At 62.7% G+C, this 17,469-nt stretch carries 14 protein-coding genes; 5 read left to right on the top strand and 9 right to left on the bottom strand.

The features are described from left to right. Nucleotides 1–1,417: 1,417 nt before the first annotated feature. Nucleotides 1,418–1,828 (bottom strand): (deoxy)nucleoside triphosphate pyrophosphohydrolase, encoded by a 411-nt coding sequence (locus tag JQ609_RS16850; protein WP_212035802.1) that lies wholly within the window; start codon nt 1,826–1,828, stop codon nt 1,418–1,420. A 170-nt stretch (nt 1,829–1,998) separates the two neighbouring features. On the opposite strand from JQ609_RS16850, the gene JQ609_RS16845 reads away from it, so the two are divergent. Further along, nucleotides 1,999–3,324, top strand: a complete 1,326-nt coding sequence (locus JQ609_RS16845) for a TadE/TadG family type IV pilus assembly protein (protein WP_212274236.1) — start codon at nt 1,999–2,001, stop codon at nt 3,322–3,324. A 141-nt stretch (nt 3,325–3,465) separates the two neighbouring features. Here the strand turns inward: JQ609_RS16845 and argJ are convergent, their stop codons facing one another. Both argJ and JQ609_RS16835 read right to left on the bottom strand, forming a co-directional pair. After that, entirely contained in the window at nt 3,466–4,725 is a 1,260-nt protein-coding gene (argJ, locus tag JQ609_RS16840; RefSeq protein ID WP_212274235.1) for a bifunctional glutamate N-acetyltransferase/amino-acid acetyltransferase ArgJ, read from the bottom strand. Nucleotides 4,726–4,898: 173 nt separating this feature from the next. Next, nucleotides 4,899–5,813: a peptidylprolyl isomerase gene (locus tag JQ609_RS16835; RefSeq protein ID WP_212213893.1), complete on the bottom strand. Its 915-nt coding sequence runs from the start codon at nt 5,811–5,813 to the stop codon at nt 4,899–4,901. Nucleotides 5,814–6,177: 364 nt separating this feature from the next. Here JQ609_RS16835 and secA point away from each other — a divergent pair, with 364 nt between their 5' ends. After that, nucleotides 6,178–9,015, top strand: a complete 2,838-nt coding sequence (secA, locus tag JQ609_RS16830) for a preprotein translocase subunit SecA (RefSeq protein ID WP_212213909.1) — start codon at nt 6,178–6,180, stop codon at nt 9,013–9,015. A gap of 158 nt (nt 9,016–9,173) precedes the next feature. Here the strand turns inward: secA and JQ609_RS16825 are convergent, their stop codons facing one another. From JQ609_RS16825 to JQ609_RS16805, 5 genes are all read right to left on the bottom strand, one after another. Further along, complete coding sequence (locus tag JQ609_RS16825; RefSeq protein WP_212215218.1) at nt 9,174–10,688, bottom strand: murein L,D-transpeptidase family protein; 1,515 nt, start codon at nt 10,686–10,688, stop codon at nt 9,174–9,176. Nucleotides 10,689–10,977: 289 nt separating this feature from the next. Beyond that, nucleotides 10,978–11,940 (bottom strand): acetyl-CoA carboxylase carboxyltransferase subunit alpha, encoded by a 963-nt coding sequence (locus tag JQ609_RS16820; protein ID WP_212274234.1) that lies wholly within the window; start codon nt 11,938–11,940, stop codon nt 10,978–10,980. A 187-nt stretch (nt 11,941–12,127) separates the two neighbouring features. Further along, a complete protein-coding gene (gene xerD, locus JQ609_RS16815) occupies nt 12,128–13,084 on the bottom strand; it encodes a site-specific tyrosine recombinase XerD (protein ID WP_212274233.1) in 957 nt (318 codons plus the stop codon). A 43-nt stretch (nt 13,085–13,127) separates the two neighbouring features. Beyond that, nucleotides 13,128–13,538 (bottom strand): nuclear transport factor 2 family protein, encoded by a 411-nt coding sequence (locus JQ609_RS16810; protein ID WP_212274232.1) that lies wholly within the window; start codon nt 13,536–13,538, stop codon nt 13,128–13,130. Nucleotides 13,539–13,569: 31 nt separating this feature from the next. Further along, nucleotides 13,570–14,610: an aldehyde reductase gene (locus JQ609_RS16805; protein ID WP_249128089.1), complete on the bottom strand. Its 1,041-nt coding sequence runs from the start codon at nt 14,608–14,610 to the stop codon at nt 13,570–13,572. A gap of 109 nt (nt 14,611–14,719) precedes the next feature. Between JQ609_RS16805 and JQ609_RS16800 the strand changes: the two genes are divergently transcribed. Then, the gene (locus tag JQ609_RS16800) at nt 14,720–15,295 is read left to right on the top strand and encodes a TetR/AcrR family transcriptional regulator (protein ID WP_212274231.1); all 576 of its coding nucleotides are present in this window, start codon (nt 14,720–14,722) and stop codon (nt 15,293–15,295) included. Here JQ609_RS16800 and JQ609_RS16795 read toward each other — a convergent pair. Beyond that, nucleotides 15,285–15,431 carry a histidine kinase gene (locus tag JQ609_RS16795; RefSeq protein ID WP_212274230.1) on the bottom strand — a complete coding sequence of 49 codons (147 nt, stop codon included), beginning with the start codon at nt 15,429–15,431 and terminating at the stop codon, nt 15,285–15,287. The two genes, JQ609_RS16800 and JQ609_RS16795, sit on opposite strands and share 11 nt — an antisense overlap. Before the next feature lie 191 nt (nt 15,432–15,622). Between JQ609_RS16795 and JQ609_RS16790 the strand changes: the two genes are divergently transcribed. Then, the gene (locus JQ609_RS16790; RefSeq protein ID WP_212274229.1) at nt 15,623–16,297 is read left to right on the top strand and encodes a shikimate kinase; all 675 of its coding nucleotides are present in this window, start codon (nt 15,623–15,625) and stop codon (nt 16,295–16,297) included. Beyond that, the gene (gene aroB, locus JQ609_RS16785; RefSeq protein ID WP_212274228.1) at nt 16,294–17,436 is read left to right on the top strand and encodes a 3-dehydroquinate synthase; all 1,143 of its coding nucleotides are present in this window, start codon (nt 16,294–16,296) and stop codon (nt 17,434–17,436) included. The genes JQ609_RS16790 and aroB overlap by 4 nt, the downstream gene beginning before the upstream one ends. Nucleotides 17,437–17,469: the final 33 nt, after the last annotated feature.

The following is a 17,469-nucleotide window of genomic DNA, read 5'->3' as shown; positions in this document are numbered from 1 at the left end:
GGCGAACATGGCCGGCACGCCATACGCGTTCCTGACAGTTGCTTTGTTGGCCATTGCGACTTTCTGACGGGTTTTGTTCTGCGGTCTCGCGTGGACGGATCAAACTTGAAAAATGACCGCGGCGGCGATCAGCATGACGAAAAAGTTCGGCAGCAGCACCGGAGGCACCAGCCACTCACGGAAGTCGGATGTTGGAGAATTTGACAATGGACCGCCTGCTTGGTTGAGGCGGGAGCGCAACGCTCTCAGTCATCGATAACTGCCGGGGGCGCGCGATGATGTTCCACATATAGTCTCATTCTCCCAAATAGCGAGATGACAACCGGTTTATTTCAGCATTTGTTTGGACGATGCCTGCGGCGCCGTCGGATATTCGTTAACTGCATGTGCTTACAGTTTCTGCACATGACCACGATTTGTGTTCGTGAACGGATTGGCGGGATACGTGCAGCAGATCGAAACCAATGACCCCACCGAGGCCCGACGCAGCCGCTACGCCCAGTATCGAGGACTCTACCTCATTGGCTTGAGGAAGGACCAATCCTCGTTTCGGCTGCAACGGCGCTTTCGCTTGCTATGACCATGATCGGCAGGCCTTCGTAGGGCGGGTTCGCTTTAACCCGCCGGCTTGATTGCGAGATGGCGGGTTAAAGAGAACCCGCCCTACGGACTACGCGTGTCGGAATTGCTTAGCTGGATTGCCAACGCCAACTGCGTTGCCTCGCCCGCAAGCGCAATCTTGCGGTCCGGGTGCGGCAAATCAACCCGACGGGCAAATCACTTACGATTTGCAGAAATCGTGTCAAGTCCAAAGTTTCCGTAAATCAAAAATATTTCTGTTGTCGTCCGGCCCAAATCAGTGCGCATCTATCGCCATCCCGTCCCATTCAGAGGGGCGTTGGCCATCGTCACGACGAGGGGCGGGTCGCGGTGGACGTAACAGTTGCGATTGACGGTCGCGGCTGAAGCGTACGGCGAAGTCGTGTGGTCCTGGCGCCCGTAACGGCGTCAAGTCTTTCGGGAGCCAACGCTTCCGGGGGGGCGACGGTGGCAATAGAGGCCGTCTCACCGGGGAGAGCGCGTTATAAGCCGTAAAGCCACTGCGCAGGGAAGGCCGGGTGTTCTCCGCTGCCCTGTATGCTCGTGTGCGCATTCTTATGCACAATTGCACACGAGACCGCGGGTGCAGCGCGCACCCGGTCTTCCCTGCGCCCTCTGAATTCGAGGGCAAGGAATTTCTGGCAAAGCTCGGGCGCAATGCGTCGCGAGAATGCGAACGCACATTCAACTGTCATCGCCCGGCTTGACCGGGCGACCCAGTATTCCAGAGGCCGCAATGGTTGAATCGAGAGGCCGCGGCGTACTGGGTCCCCCGCTTTCGCGGAGGACGACAGCTGTGGGTGACCGCGCGCTCACCTCACAACAGCAAATCCAGCAGATGCGGGATCAGCGGAATGTCCGCGGGGGGCATCGGGTAGTCGCGCAGTTTGCCCGCGCGCACCCAGGCCAGTTGCTGGCCTTCGCGGGCGATCACCTGGCCTTCCCAGCGCCGGCAGATATAGAGCGGCATCAGGAGATGGAAGGTCTCGTAGGCGTGGCTGGCAAAGGTCAGCGGCGCCAGGCATGGCTCGCTGACGTCGATGCCGATCTCTTCATGCAGTTCGCGGATCAGCGTCTGTTCGGGGCGTTCACCGGGCTCGACCTTGCCGCCGGGAAATTCCCACAGGCCCGCGAGCGCTTTGCCTTCCGGACGCTGCGCCAGCAGCACGCGCTTGTCGGCATCGACCAGCGCGCAGGCGACGACGAGGGTGAGTTTGATGTCAGCCATGCACAAGAACTAATCAGAAAACCGCGGGGGTGCCGCACGCCATTCATTAACCAGCAATCGTCGCGAGGCCAAACGGTTTGTTCAGCGTAGCGAAGGATAGATGCTTATAAGTTATAAGTTAATCTCTCGATGGCAAGATGTGCGCAAGACCGGCCCAGAACAGGCATCCTATGCGCGCTTTCACTTCTCTGCTCAACCGCTTTCGTCGCGACCGCTCCGGCAATATCGCCGTAATATTTGCGATTGCGTCGCTGCCCATCATATCGGCGGTCGGATGTGCGGTCGACTATTCGCGGGCCACCCAGCTGCGCAGCAAATTGCAGGCGGCGATCGACGCGGCCAGCGTCGGCTCGGTCGCCAAGAGCGCGCCCGGCTTCATCGCCGCGGGATCGATGACCTCGGATGGGCCGATCCCGGCCGGCGTCACCGACGCCACCAATATCTTCAACGCCAATATGAACGGCGTGGTCGGCTACACACTCACCAGCATGACGCCGGTCATGACCAAGGCCGGGAACATCATCACCTCGAAGGTTCAGTTCTCCGCCACGGTCCCGATGATGTTTCTCGGCGTGATCGGCAAGACCAGTGTCACCGTAACCGGCGCGTCGACCGCCACCACGAGCATGCCGCTCTACATCGATTTCTATCTGCTGATGGACAATTCGCCGTCGATGGGCGTCGGCGCGACGCCGGCCGACGTCAGCAAGATGGTCAACAATACCTCGGACAAGTGTGCGTTTGCCTGTCACGATCTCAATAACAAAAATAACTACTACAAGCTGGCAAAAACCCTCGGCGTGACCACGCGGATCGACGTGCTGCGCAGCGCAACCGAGCAGCTGATGGACACGGCGGCCGCGACCCAGACCTATTCGAGCCAGTTCCGGATGGCGATCTACGATTTCGGCGCATCGGCGGGCTCGGCCGGGCTGCGCGCGCTGTTTTCGCTGTCGTCCAGCCTGTCGAGCGCCAAGAGCGCGGCCGGCAACATCGACCTGATGACCGTCAAGGGCCAGAATGAGAACAACGATCAGGATACCCAGTTCACCAATATCATGCCCGCGATCAACAGCGTGATCAGCGCGCCCGGCGCCGGCACGTCCTCGGCGCCGCTGAAGTATCTGTTTTTCGTGTCGGATGGCGTCGCCGACGAGTACAATCCGGGAGGATGCATCAAGCCGACCACCAGCAGCGGGCGCTGCCAGTCGCCGCTCAACGCGGCGCTCTGCACGGCAATCAAGGCGCGCGGCATCAAGATCGCCGTGCTCTACACCACCTATCTCGCGCTGCCGACCAACGCCTGGTACAATACGTGGATCGCGCCGTTCAATGCCGGGCCCTACGGGCCGTCGCCGAACAGCCAGATCGCGCAGAACATGCAGAGCTGCGCCTCGACCGGATTGTACTTCGAGGTCAGCCCGACGCAGGGCATTGCGGAAGCGATGAACGCGTTGTTCAAGAAGGCGATCGCCGACGCGCGGATCAGCAGCTGACGCGGGCTCGACTGGTCAATCCGTCATTGCGAGCGAAGCGAAGCAATCCATGGTGCGGCATATCGGATAGATGGATTGCTTCGTCGCTTACGCTCCCTTGCGCAAACGCTTCGCGTTTGTCGCAGGCAATGACGGCAATGCCTACGACCGGTAATCGCCGTTGATGGCGACGTATTCCTTGGTGAGGTCGCAGGTCAGCACGCGGTCGCGGCCCTTGCCGAGGCCGAGGGCGACCTTGATCTGAATCTTCGGAGCCTTCATCGCCTCGGAAACCTCCGCCTCGTTGTAGGACGGATCGCGCGCGCCGCTTTTGGCGACGCGGATGCCGTTGAACGAGATCGACAGCTTGTCGCGGTTGGCGGGCTCGCCGGCCTTGCCGACCGCCATCACCACGCGGCCCCAATTGGCGTCCTCGCCGGCGATCGCGGTCTTGACCAGCGGCGAATTCGCAATCGACATCGCGATCCGGCGCGCGGAGATGTTGGTGGTCGCGCCCTCGACGATGACCTCGACCAGTTTTCGCGCGCCTTCGCCGTCGCGGGCGACCTGCTCGGCAAGATCGGCGAGCACCGCGCGGAACGCCTTGGTGAAGGCTTTCAGCCTCGGATCGCTGGCGCGGGTGATTTTTGGCGCGCCGTTGGCGGCGGCCGTCCCGGTGGCGAACGCCAGCAGCGTGTCGGATGTCGAGGTGTCGCTGTCGATGGTCAGCGCATTGAAGGTATCCTGGACGCCGCTCTTGAGCAGCGCTTGCAGCACGGCCGACGACAGCGGCGCGTCGGTGAACACGAAGGACAGCATGGTCGCCATGTCGGGCGCGATCATGCCGGCGCCCTTGGCCATGCCGTTGATGGTGACCTTGGCCTTGCCGAGTTTCACGGTCGCGGTCGCGACCTTCGGAAAGGTGTCGGTGGTCATGATCGCCCGGGCCGCGCCCATCCAGTCCGCAGGCGCAGCGCTGTCGGCCAGCGTGCCCAGCACGCCGTCGAATTTGCTGGCGTCAAGCGGTTCGCCGATCACGCCGGTGGAGGCGAGAAACACCTCATTTGGTTTGCACCCCACAGCCTTGGCGGCAATCGACGCCGTCAAGGTCGTGGCCTGCCGTCCGGTCTTGCCGGTGAAGGCATTGGCATTGCCGGAATTCACCACCAGCGCGCGCGCAAGTCCTCCCTTGGAAGAACCTGCGCCTTTGAGCTGGGCGCGGCACCATTCCACCGGGGCGCTTGGGCATTTCGATTGGGTGAAGACACCGGCCGCATTCGTCCCCTTGTCCATGATCGCGAGCAGCACGTCGGTGCGCCCCTTGTAGCGGATGCCGGCGGCGGCCGTGGCAAGCCGCACGCCCCCGATCACGGGCATGTCGGGGACTTCGGTTGGTGCGAGGGGGGAAACGGCTGATGACATGGGGGCGCCTTATCGACAGGAAGACCGGAAGCGATGGGGCCGGATCCAGCAGGATTCGCGGCCAGCCACGTCTTCAGCATCCGTTGATGAAGGCCCTAAGACATGGATGCCCGGCACACCTGAGTGGGCCGGGCATGATGCCTAAATACTGAAGTCGGGCGGCGAAGTCGATTTTATTTCTTCGCCGGCGCCATCTTGGAGGCGTCGGGCTTGGCAGCCTCGGCCGGCTTCGCCGCCGGCTCGGCCGGCTTGTCCATGCGCTCGACCTTGGCGGCCTCGCGCAGCTTGGCCACGTAATCGGCCTGCGCCTTGCGCGTCACATAGGTTTCGATCTGGGGCTTGACCTGCTCGAAGTCGGGCGCCTTGCGGTTGCGCTTTTCCTCGACCTTGATGATGTGCCAGCCGAACTGCGACTTGACGGGATCGGAGATCTTGCCGGGCTCGAGCACGAACGCCACGGCCGAGAACTCCGGCACCATCTGCTCCTTGGTGAAGAAGCCGAGGTCGCCGCCGTCGGAGGCGCCGGGGTCCTTGGACTTTTTCTTGGCGAGATCGGCGAAATCGGCGCCCTTTTTCAGCTCTTCCGCGATCGCCTTGGCCTCGTCTTCGGTCTCGACCAGGATGTGCCGGGCGCGAACCTCGGCTTCGCCGGTGATCTGCTTGGAGGCCTCCTCATAGACCTTTTTCATGGCCTCTTCGGTGGTTGCCGCCTTACCTTCGGTGGCCAGCAGGCTGTCCATCAACAGACGGCTGCGCGTGAACGCCATGCGCCGCTTGAAGTCCTCGGAATTCTCGACCTTTTTGTCCTCGGCGGCCTTGGCGACGATCTTGAGGTCGATCAGGAAGGCCAGCACGTTGTCCTTCTTGGTCGCCGGGTCCATCTGGGCGAGGCTCGGGCCAAGTTCCTCTTCGGCCAGCGCGACGTCGCTCTGACGGATCTCCACGCCGTTAACCTTCGCCAGAACGGGGTTGTCCTGGGCGCGGGCCGGCACGCCGGCGGCCAGAACCGCAGCCAGGCAGGTCGTCAGGGCCAGGGAGGCCAAGCCGAAGCGCAGGCCGGTTTTCGTTTCCGGGAACGGGGAGGTCATGCAAAATCCTTGTCTTGAAGATGGGAATGCCAAAAGGCGGCGGGACACTCGCCCAATCATGGCACCTTGGCAACGCGAAAAGTCTGTCAAAATGATGAATTCCTTGACATCTTGGCGGCGTTGACAAGGCTCAAGCCCAGCCATATCTCTGCCGGAACCAATCGATGGCGATAGCGCTTATTTTACTGGGCTTTTTGCCGTTGAACCTTAGCTTGCCTGAATCCCACTCACTTGGCGGATGACCCCCGGATCGGGGCGTTTGCCGCGACGCGTCACGGTGAGTTGATAGGCAATCTGGTGGATCACGTCACGGCCGCAACGCAAGACACGGCATAGCAAGACACGGCACAGACAGGAACTCGGCATGATCGGCGCGCTCGCCCGCAAGTTTTTCGGCTCCGCAAATGACCGGCGGGTGAAGGGATACCAGTCCCGCGTCAACGCCATCAACGCGCTCGAGCCCACGCTCACCGCGCTGTCGGACGAGGCGCTGAAGGCCCGCACCGCCGAATTCCGCGAGCAGATCGCCAACGGCAAGACGCTCGACGACCTCCTGGTTCCGGCCTTTGCCACCGTGCGCGAGGCGGCCAAGCGCACCCTCGGCCAGCGCCATTTCGACGTCCAGCTGATCGGCGGCATGGTGCTGCACGAGGGCGACATCGCCGAGATGAAGACCGGCGAAGGCAAGACGCTGGTCGCGACGCTTGCGGTCTATCTCAACGCGCTGGCCGGCAAAGGCGTCCACGTCGTCACCGTCAACGACTACCTCGCCCGCCGCGACTCCGAATGGATGGGGCAGATCTATAATTTCCTCGGCCTTTCCGTCGGCGTGATCGTCCACGGCCTCGACGATGCCGAGCGCAAGGAAGCCTATTCGCGCGACATCACCTACGGCACCAACAACGAATACGGTTTCGACTATCTGCGCGACAACATGAAGTACCGGCTCGAGGACATGGTCCAGCGCAGCCACTTCTACGCCATCGTCGACGAAGTCGACTCGATCCTGATCGACGAGGCGCGCACGCCCCTGATCATCTCCGGCCCGCTCGACGACCGGTCGGAGTTCTACAACACCATCGACACCTTCCTGCCCAAGCTCGACAAGACCGATTACGACGTCGACGAGAAGCAGCGCACGGTGACGCTGACCGAAGCCGGCATGGAGAAGATCGAAACCCTGCTGCGTGACGCCGGCCAGCTCAAGGGCGAGTCGCTCTACGACGTCGAGAACGTCTCGGTGGTCCATCACATCAATCAGGCGCTGCGCGCCCATTCGCTGTTCAACCGCGACAAGGACTACATCGTCCGCGACGGCGAGGTCATCATCATCGACGAATTCACCGGCCGCATGATGCAGGGCCGGCGCTATTCCGAAGGCCTGCACCAGGCGCTGGAAGCCAAGGAGCATGTCCAGGTCCAGCCGGAAAACCAGACGCTGGCCTCGATCACCTTCCAGAACTATTTCCGGATGTACGCCAAGCTCGCCGGCATGACCGGCACCGCGCTGACCGAAGCCGACGAACTGTTCGACATCTACAAGCTCGAGGTCGTGGAAATCCCGACCAACGTGCCGGTAGCGCGCCTCGACGAGGACGACGAGGTCTACCGCACCCAGAACGAGAAATACGCCGCGATCCTGGCCGAGATCGAGCGCGCCAATGCGCGGCTGCAGCCGGTGCTGGTCGGCACCGCCTCGATCGAGAAGTCGGAAGTGCTGGCCGACTATTTGAAGAACCACGGCTACAAGCAGATCGATTTCGGTTCTGAATCCGGCATGGAGAAGCTCTATGCCGCGGCGCGCGCGGGCAAGCCTGCGAAACTGTTCGCGGTGCTGAACGCGCGCTTCCACGAACAGGAAGCCTATATCGTTGCGGAAGCCGGCGTCCCCGGCGCGATCACGATCGCGACCAACATGGCCGGCCGTGGTACCGACATCAAGCTCGGCGGTTCGCTCGAGATGCGGATCCTGCAGGAGACCGCGCACATCACGGACGAGGCCGAGAAGGCCGCCAAGATCGAACTCATCAAGGCCGACATCGAGCGTTTCCGCGAGATCGTGCTGAAGGCCGAAGACGTCGTCGAAATCGAACCTGCCAAGGGCTCGAAGCCGGCCAAGACCATCACCAAGCCCGGCGGGCTCTACATCATGGGTTCGGAGCGCCATGAATCGCGGCGCATCGACAACCAGCTGCGCGGCCGCTCCGGCCGTCAGGGCGACCCCGGACGCTCGAAATTCTTCCTGTCGCTGGAAGACGACCTGATGCGGATCTTCGGGTCCGACCGGCTCGATACCATGCTGACGCGGCTCGGCCTCAAAGAGGGTGAGGCGATCATCCATCCCTGGATCAACAAGGCGCTGGAGAAGGCGCAGCAGAAGGTCGAGGCCCGCAACTTCGACATCCGGAAGAATTTGCTCAAATTCGACAACGTCCAGAACGACCAGCGCAAGGTGATCTTCGACCAGCGCGTCGACCTGATGAAGGACGACAGTGTCGCCGAGACCGTCGCCGACATGCGCCATGCCTTCGTCGACGATGTCGTCGCCAAGCATGTGCCCGAGCATGCCTATGCCGAGCAGTGGGACGTTACCGGCCTCAAGGACGAGTTGAAGCGCGTGCTCGACGTCGACCTTCCGGTCGATGAATGGGCCAAGGAAGAGGGCATCGCCGACGAGGAATTGCTGGCGCGCATCGAGAAGTATGTCGACGAGCGCATGGCGGCCAAGGTCGCGCAATGGGGCCCCGACGTGATGCGTTACGTCGAAAAGACCATTCTGCTGCAGACGCTGGATCATCTCTGGCGCGAGCATCTCGTGATGCTCGACCATCTGCGCCAGGTCATCGGCCTGCGCGGCTACGGCCAGCGCGATCCGTTGCAGGAATACAAGTCGGAAGCCTTCAGCCTGTTCGAGGCGATGATCGCGCATCTGCGCGAGGCGGTGACGGCGCAGTTGATGCGCGTCGAGATCGTTCCGCCGGAAGAGCAGCAGCCGGCATTGCCGGTGATGGAAGCGCACAAGCTCAATCCGGATACCGGCGAAGACGAGATGGCGTTCGCCAATGCGTCCCTGGTGCCTTCGGTCGCCGCCGCCGACCGCGATCCCAAAAATCCCGCCACCTGGGGCAAGGTCGGCCGCAACGAGGATTGTCCTTGCGGCTCCGGCAAGAAGTTCAAGCACTGCCACGGCAAATACGGCTGAGCTGCTTGTGATCGTGCGCTGACATCCGTGAAGGCGGTGTCGTAGGGTGGGCAAAGGCGCGATGGCGCCGTGCCCACCATCTTCTCTCCCGATAAGTTCAGCTTGATTGGCGGGCACGCTTTCGCTTTGCCCACCCTGCGCTTCAGCGTGACGAAAGCTTACTTCATCGCCCCGAAACGGCTGTCGAACGAGTTCGACGAGATGATCGGCGCCGATCCGGCGACCTGCGCGGGAGCGGCCGGAGCAGCTGGCGCCGCGGTATCGGTCACCGACGGTTTCAGCGGCGGCCGGGCTGCGGCCTGCTTGGGTTCGGCCTTCGGGGCTGACGTCTTGGGTGCCGCGGCTTCGTGACGCGGTGGCTCGGTTCGCTTGGCCTCGATCACCTTCGGCTTCGCCGACGCGGGCGGCGGTGTGCTTGAGGTGCTCGCGGTCGCATCGCCGCCGCCAATGCCGACCTTGCGGGCCAGGCTGGAGAACCATCCGTCGGATTGTGCGGCCGGCGCGGCGTTGGCGACCCGTGTCGGGGCCGGGGTCGAGGCTGTCGGTCCGGCTGTCGGCGCGCTGGCGACCGCAGCAAGCTTCGGCTCCTGCGGCGCGCCGAGCAGGAGATTGTCGGAGGGCGCGCGCGGCGGGTTGACGTGGGAGGGGATGGTGCCGGGCGCGCGGGCCAGCGAGAGCGCCGCCAGTCCCTGGCTGTCGCCGCCTTCCGACAGCCCGGTGCTGGCTTCAGGAACGCGTGCGGCGAATATTTTGTGCATGCCGCCGTCGATACCGGTGTTGAGCCGCGCGACCGGCGTGCCCTTCGAAATCAGCTTGGCGGTTTCAGCGGCCTCGGCCTGCTGCTTCTCGCGTACGGCGTCGGCGACTTCATCGGGAATCGCATAGGCCGGGCATTTGCCCGACGCGTCGAACACCGGGTCGCGCGTGGCGTTGGGCGCCCTGATGGCGTCGAACACGTATTTCTTCTCGCAGAAATCGACCTTCGGCTCGTGCTTCGTCACCTCGAAATGATCGTAGCCCTGCTTGATCATTCGCCAGAACGGCATGTTCGGATTGTTGCGATGCTTCGCCATGTTGATTGGCGTCATCTTGAACGGATAGGCCTGTAGCTGGAACGACTTCTGGCCACCGAAGAAGGACTCGCGGCCCAGCGAATAAATTTCCGCGATCTGCTCGTCGGTCATCGCGTAGCAGCCGCGCGAGGAGCAGTCGCCATGCACCATCAGCTGCGATCCGGTGCGGCCGAGCGCCTTGTCGAATGCGTTGGGGTAGCCGGTGTTGAACGACAGATAATAGGCCGACTGCGGATTCATCTGCGCCGGCGAGATCGAATAGAAGCCTTCCGGCGCCTGGCGGTCGCCCTCTTTGACCTTCGGTCCGAGATCGCCCGACCAGCGGCAGATCGGATAGGTCTTCAGCAGCGCAAAACGCCCGGCGCGATCCTGCTTCCAGATTTCGAGTTCGGCTTCCTGCTTGAAGATCCGGACCAGAATCGGCGAGTTCAGGTCCATGTCCTTTTCGACCATGGCCTGGATCAGCTTCGGCGGGACCGGCTGGTTGGCCTTGGCATTGTTGGCCAGCGAAATCTCGTCGCTGTTGCAGCCAGTCAACAAAACGCCGGCCGCGAGGGCAGCCGACGTGATGAGCGCGCGTACCAGCGTGCGATAAATCAAAAGCTAAGCTCCACACCCATCGGGCAATTTTCGCACCCCAACCACAGCGTCATGCCCTGAAGCCGATGTATAAAATCTTACCCTTTAGGCCGATTTGTCGCAACTCGAACCCGCCGCACAAGCCGGTACCTTGGCGGGCATGGTCAACAGACCATAAAGAACGAGGTCGGGGCATAATTGCGGCTAAATTCAACGATTTGGCGAAAAATCGGCGATTTTGCGATGGGGCTGCTGCTTTCGTGGCTCGCAGCCCCTCGATCTCCCCCAAAAGGCGAGGAATCGAAGCCGTTCAGCCCAGTTTGCGGCCGATATCGAGGAATTTCTGCCGCCGCTGCTTGCGCACCGCATCCGCATCGAGATTGCGGAAGTCGTTGAAGGCGTGGGCGATGGCATCGCCGGTGGAGGCGATGATGGCGGCGGGGTCGCGATGGGCGCCGCCGGGAGGCTCTTTCAGGATCTGGTCGATGACGCCGAATCGCAGCATGTCCTGGGCGGTGATCTTCATGCTGGTGGCGGCTTCCTGGGCCTTGGTGCCGTCCCGCCACAGGATCGAGGACGCCGCTTCAGGCGAGATCACGCTGTAGATCGCGTGCTCGAACATCAGCACGCGGTTGGCGGTCGTGATCGCAATCGCCCCGCCGGACATGCCCTCGCCGGTGATGATCGCGACATTGGGCACGCCGAGCGACAGGCAGGCATCGGTGGACCGCGCGATGGCTTCCGCCTGTCCGCGTTCCTCGGCGCCGATGCCGGGATAGGCGCCGGCCGAATCAACGATCGACAGCACGGGGATGCCGAACCGGTCGGCCAGCTCCATCAGGCGAACGGCTTTGCGATACCCTTCAGGGCGCGCCATGCCGAAATTGTGCTTGATGCGGCTTTCGGTGGTGGCGCCCTTTTCCTGGCCGACCACGCAGATGGCTTCGCCGCGGAAGCGGCCGAAGCCGCCCATCAGCGCTTCGTCCTCGCCGAACTTGCGGTCGCCCGCCATCGGCGTGAATTCCGTGATCAGTGTGTTGATGAAATCGGTGAAGTGCGGCCGCTGCGGATGGCGCGCCACCAGCGTCTTCTGCCACGGCGTCAGGCTGGCATAGAGGTCGGTCAGCGCCTGCGACGCCTTGTCCTCGATTCGCGCAATCTCATCGCCGATGTCGCTGCCGGTCGCAGCCAGCGCGCGCAACTCGTCGACCTTGGCCTCGAGTTCGGCGACGGGTTTTTCGAAGTCGAGGTAGCTGCGCATCTGATCCGGCATCAAACCAATATAGGGAGGAACTTAGCTGCGGGCGAAGTGGTTTCGTCTTTGATAAAGAAGATTAGTCTCTTCAACGATTTAGCTGACGGTCTGGGCGGAGGCCCATGGCGGGTAGCGATCGAGTGAGGCTGTTTCGGGGGAGAAGGCGTCGAAGTCAAGGCGGCATACTTGCTGGATACGCGGAAGTCTACTTCTCCGCCAGCGGATGCAGGTCGCGCACCAGGCTCTTGAGCCGCTCCTCGACCACATGGGTATAGATCTGCGTTGTCGAAATATCGGTGTGGCCAAGCAGGGTTTGCACGATGCGCAGGTCGGCGCCGTTGTGCAGAAGGTGGCTGGCGAAGGCGTGGCGCAGCACATGCGGCGAGACCAGCCGCGCCGCCAGCCCCGACGCGGATGCAAGCTCTTTGAGGTCGCGCGCGAAATGCTGTCGCGTCAGATGTCCGCTTTCGCCGAAGGAGGGAAACAGCCATTTCGAGGCGGGGGCGTTTTTCTTCTTCTCGGGCTTCAGGGCTTCCATCGCGGCGAGGTAATCGGCCATCGCCTGCCGCGACGCCTCGTTCAGCGGCACCAGCCGTTCCTTGTTGCCCTTGCCGCGCACCACGATCATCCGGGCGTCGCGGCGCGCCGCCGACAGCGGCAACGCCACCAGTTCGGAAACGCGCAAGCCCGTGGCGTAGAGCACTTCGAGCAGACAATGCAGCCGCAGCGCGCGAAGCCGCTGCTGAGGTGTCGCGTCGGTTTCGGTGAGCTCCTTCGACCGGGTCAGCATGCGATCGACATCCGCGATCGAAAGCACCTTGGGCAGGCCGCGGCCGCGCTTCGGACCGGACAGGATCGCGGCGGGATCGTCGGTTCGCATCCGTTCGTTGAGCAGAAACCGGAACAGATGGCGCAGCGCGGAGAGACGCCGCGCAACGGTCGTGGACTTGAAGCCGCGGCAATCGAGATCTTCAAGGTAATCGCGCAGCAACTGGGTGTTGGCAGCGATGAAGCCGGATTTCGCCCGGCCGGCGAACTCCGAAAAATCCTCGAGATCGCGGCGGTAGGCGTCGAGGGTGTTATCGCCGGCGCCCTGTTCCGCCGCCAGCATGTCGAGGAACAGGCTTACGAGCTTCGCGTCGGAGGTATTGTTGGTGACCATACCGAATCATATCCGATGATCCAGGCGGCGGCAGTTGTTTTTGTCAGGCGAGCGCGCTGATCGCGGTCGCTTGCGACCACACCACCATCCATTGCCGGTCGCGACATTCATAGGCGTCGGTGTGCCAGTAATCGCCCGGCGGCACCTTGTGACCTCCGAATACGACCTCGAGCCGGGCGCGATAGCGAATCAGCGTGCTGGCTGCGTACAGGCGGACAGCGATGTCACCCGGCTCCCATAGCAGATACCTGATCTGCCCGCTGGCCACCGCGCCGAGATATTCGGCTTTCGACAGCGTCGCGCCGATCGGCGTGATCAGTTGAAAGTCCGGCGCGTGCAGTGGTTCTGCCGCAATCATGTCGGCGTTGACGAGGGCACGAAGTCGTGCGCGCTCGATGTCCCGAATATGCTCCGCGTCAAGGCGGTCGCTCGAATGGGCGACGGATGAGTTCATGGCTGATTCCGCTGTTGATGGTTACGAAGGTTCAGGAGGCTGCGATCAGGCCGTGGTCGATCAGGCTTTGCGCGCTGGCGCAGATCGCTTCCTTTTCGGGTCGTGGTTGCCAGCCCAACACCCGCGTCGCCTTGGCGGCACAGACGCTGAGATCACGGTCGAGTTCATGGACGATCATGCGCGAACGTGCGCTGAACGGCGCCATCATGCGGACGACCCAGTTCGGCACTTCGCCAGAGGGCAATTGGGAGGCATAGTCCGGAAACGAGTTGGCTAGCGCGGCGGCCATGTCCCGCATCCAGAAGAACTTTCCGGCAGCGATGAAGCGCTCACCTGACGCTTCCGGATGTGTCAGCGCCCGGATATGGGCATCGGCTGCATCGCGGACGTCGACGACAGCAACGCCGAACCTCGGCACCCGCTTGAGCTTGCCGCTCATCATCTGCTGGATCAGTCCCACTGATGTTCCATAGTCCGGACCTAGCAATGGTCCGAAGATGATGCCGGGATTGATGACGACAAGATCAAGTCCGGTTTCGTCGGCAAAGGCCCATGCGGCTCGTTCGGCCAGCGTCTTCGACTTGTAGTAAGGCGTTGCCCGAAGGCTGGTCGGATCGGTCCAATCGTCCTCCGTATAGGGCGCTTGACCGCTGCCGTGGTTGGTTGCCGCGATCGAGGAAGTCATCACGACGCGCATCGTGCCAGCGCGCTGCGCTGCCCGCAGCACCCGCAAGGCGCCCTCCCGCGCGGGCCGGATCAGGTCATCCTCATCCTTGGGTAGGTCTGACGGAAACGGGGAGGCGGAGTGGATCACATAGCGGCATCCGGCGACCGCGGCATCCCATCCGGCATCGGAGCGAAGATCGGCTTCGATGAAGCTGATTCGATGCCCGTCGGCCGCCAAGTCAGAGCAGACCTGGTCCCTGATCTTGTCGCAATGCCCCATGTGGCGAACGCTGCCGCGAACACAGTACCCTTGGGCCAGTAATTGCCGGGCGATATGCCCGCCGAGAAAGCCGCCGATTCCCGTCACCAGAATGGTGACAACGCCATTTTCTAATTGCGAACTCATGTTCAGTCCTTTTCTCGCACGCCTCTACGGCAGATGCGTAGACGATTAGACACTAATCGTCCATTTGTCTTTTGACGTATCCGACAAGAACTGTCAATCTGTCCAGACGATGGAACTTGATGCCAAATCCAACCACATCCTTGATGCGGCACTGCCGGTGTTCGTACGTCACGGCTTTCGCAAGGCTTCGATGGCGGACATCGCACGGGCGGCGAACATTTCCCGGGCGTCCCTCTATCTGAGCTTCGGCAGCAAGGAGGAGTTGTTCCGGGCCGGATCGACGCGGGCCCATGCCAGGACGATGCGGCAAGTCGAGGCGGCGCTCGGTGGCAATGGTGATGTTTTTAGCCGGATCGAAAGCGCCATCGCCGCCTTTCATCACGGCTTGATCGCGCCATTCGCTTCCAGTTCGGACGCAGTCGAACTGTTCGAGGTCAACATGGCCTTGGCCAAGGACATCACGCTGGTTGCCCGTGCTACGCTCGTGGATCTGCTGGCGCAGGCGTTGGCCGATGCGGAAGCCGCGCGCGTCGTCGTTTTGGACCGAGTGAATTCAAAGCCGGTCGATATCGCCAACGTGGTCGTCGCAGCCATGGACGGGATCAAGCACGCGCCCGGCGACGAGGCAAAACTCCAAGCGGCGATGCAGCTTTTTATGCGCCTGCTGCGCGCCGCTATCTCTTGAGGAACTTATCCGGAGGGATGGTCACGGTCATTTCCCGTGGCTTCGGATTGACGAAATTCGCCAGCGCGAAGACCACGCCATAGCCGATGCCGGCAATAATGCCGAAGACCGTCAAAAAGCGGAACAGACTGGGCATCAGGGCGCCTTGAGGGCGGGCTTGAAAGTGATCTTGGGTCGCGAATTAGCCATTGAAATCATCGGGGTTTGCCGCGCCTGACTACCTACATGTTCCCCTTGGCGTTGCAAGAGTCTCTGGCATGGGTATCGGCGGGGGTAGTATAGGTGGCGCTGAAACGCGCAAAATCCGCGCAGCTGACAGAGTTTGGGATGCCCGAGACCGCCATACCGGCACAAGCAAGCACCCCCCAGGAGGCCGAAATCGCGGCGGCACTGGGGCGGCGTTCGATCGTGCTTGTCGGTATGATGGGCGTCGGCAAATCCACCATTGGCCGCCGGCTGGCGGCGCGGCTGCGGTTGCCGTTTTTCGACGCCGATATCGAGATCGAGATTGCCCATGACGGGGTGACGATTCCCGAAATCTTTTCGAAATATGGCGAGCCGTATTTTCGTGACGGCGAGGCGCGCGTGATCGCCCGGCTGCTCGATGGCGGTCCGGCGGTGCTTGCCACCGGAGGCGGCGCCTTCATGCGCGAGGAAACCCGCAAGCGGATCGCCGACAAGGCGGTGTCGGTCTGGCTCAAGGCGGACATCGACGTCATCATGAAGCGCGTCAAGCGTCGCGCCGACCGGCCGCTGCTGCAGACCGAGGATCCGGTTGCGACGGTCGCCCGCCTGCTCGAAGCCCGCGAGCCGGTCTATCGGGGGGCTGATCTCACGATCCTGTCGCGCGACGTGCCGCATGACCGGATTGTCGATGAATGCATGGACGCCCTGCGCGGCAGGTTGTGTGGCGCCGCCGCGCCGCCGGCACAGGAGTCAACGACTAAAGAGTCAACGACGACAGCAACGGCACCAACGGACGGGATACGCGCGACCTCATGACGGCACCCCTGAAACACTCCGATCCCATCACCGTCGATGTTGCGCTCGGCGACCGCGCCTATGACATCGTCATCGGCCGCGACGTGCTGCAGACTCTTGGCGCGCGCGTCGCCGCGCTGCGGCCGGGCGTACGCACCGCCATCGTCACCGACCGCACCGTTGCCAAGCATTGGCTCGAACCGGCGCAAGCGTCGCTGGCCGCGGCCGGCATCCCGACATCGCATGTCATCGTCGAGGAAGGCGAGGGGTCGAAAACCTACGCCGGACTGGAGAAGGTCTCCGAGGCTCTGATCGCAGCCAAAATCGAGCGCAACGACCTCGTGATCGCGCTCGGCGGCGGCGTGGTCGGCGATCTCGCCGGCTTCGCGGCGGCGATCCTGCGCCGCGGGGTCGATTTCGTGCAGGTGCCGACCTCGCTGCTGGCGCAGGTGGATTCCTCCGTCGGTGGCAAGACCGGCATCAACTCGCCGCAGGGAAAAAATCTGCTCGGCGCGTTTCATCAGCCGGTGCTTGTCATTGCCGACACCTCCGTCCTGGACTCGCTGTCGCCGCGCCAGTTCCGCTCCGGCTATGCCGAAGTCGCCAAATATGGCGTGCTCGGCGATGAAGCCTTCTTCGCCTGGCTCGAGACCAATCATTCCGGCATCTTTTCCGGCAGCGCGGCGCGCGAGCATGCGATCGCTACCTCGTGCCGCGCCAAGGCCGCGATCGTGTCGCGCGACGAGCGCGAAACCGGTGAACGCGCGCTGCTCAATCTCGGCCACACCTTTGGCCATGCGCTGGAGGCCGCAACCGGTTTCTCCGATCGCCTGTTCCACGGCGAGGGCGTTGCGGTCGGCATGGTGCTGGCGGCGGAATTTTCCGCTGGGCTCGGCATGATCTCGCCAGCCGACGCCGCACGCGTCGAGCGTCATCTGGCTTCGGTCGGCTTGCCGACAAGGTTGCAGGACATCGCCGGCTTCGCCCAGGAAGGGCTCGCGGATGCCGATACGCTGATGGCGCTGATGGCGCAGGACAAGAAGGTCAAGCGCGGCAAGCTCACCTTCATCCTGCTGGAAACTGTCGGCCGCGCGGTGATCGCAAACGACGTCGAACCGGAATCGGTTCGCGCCTTCCTGCAACAGAAGCTGTCGGAATGAGAGTGGGACTGTCAGGGCACATCATGGAGGCGT

This window comes from Bradyrhizobium sp. AUGA SZCCT0169, assembly GCF_018130085.1.
Lineage (GTDB): Bacteria > Pseudomonadota > Alphaproteobacteria > Rhizobiales > Xanthobacteraceae > Bradyrhizobium.
The sequence above is the reverse complement of the archived record's forward strand: the minus strand, read 5'-3'. Positions and strand labels throughout refer to the sequence as shown.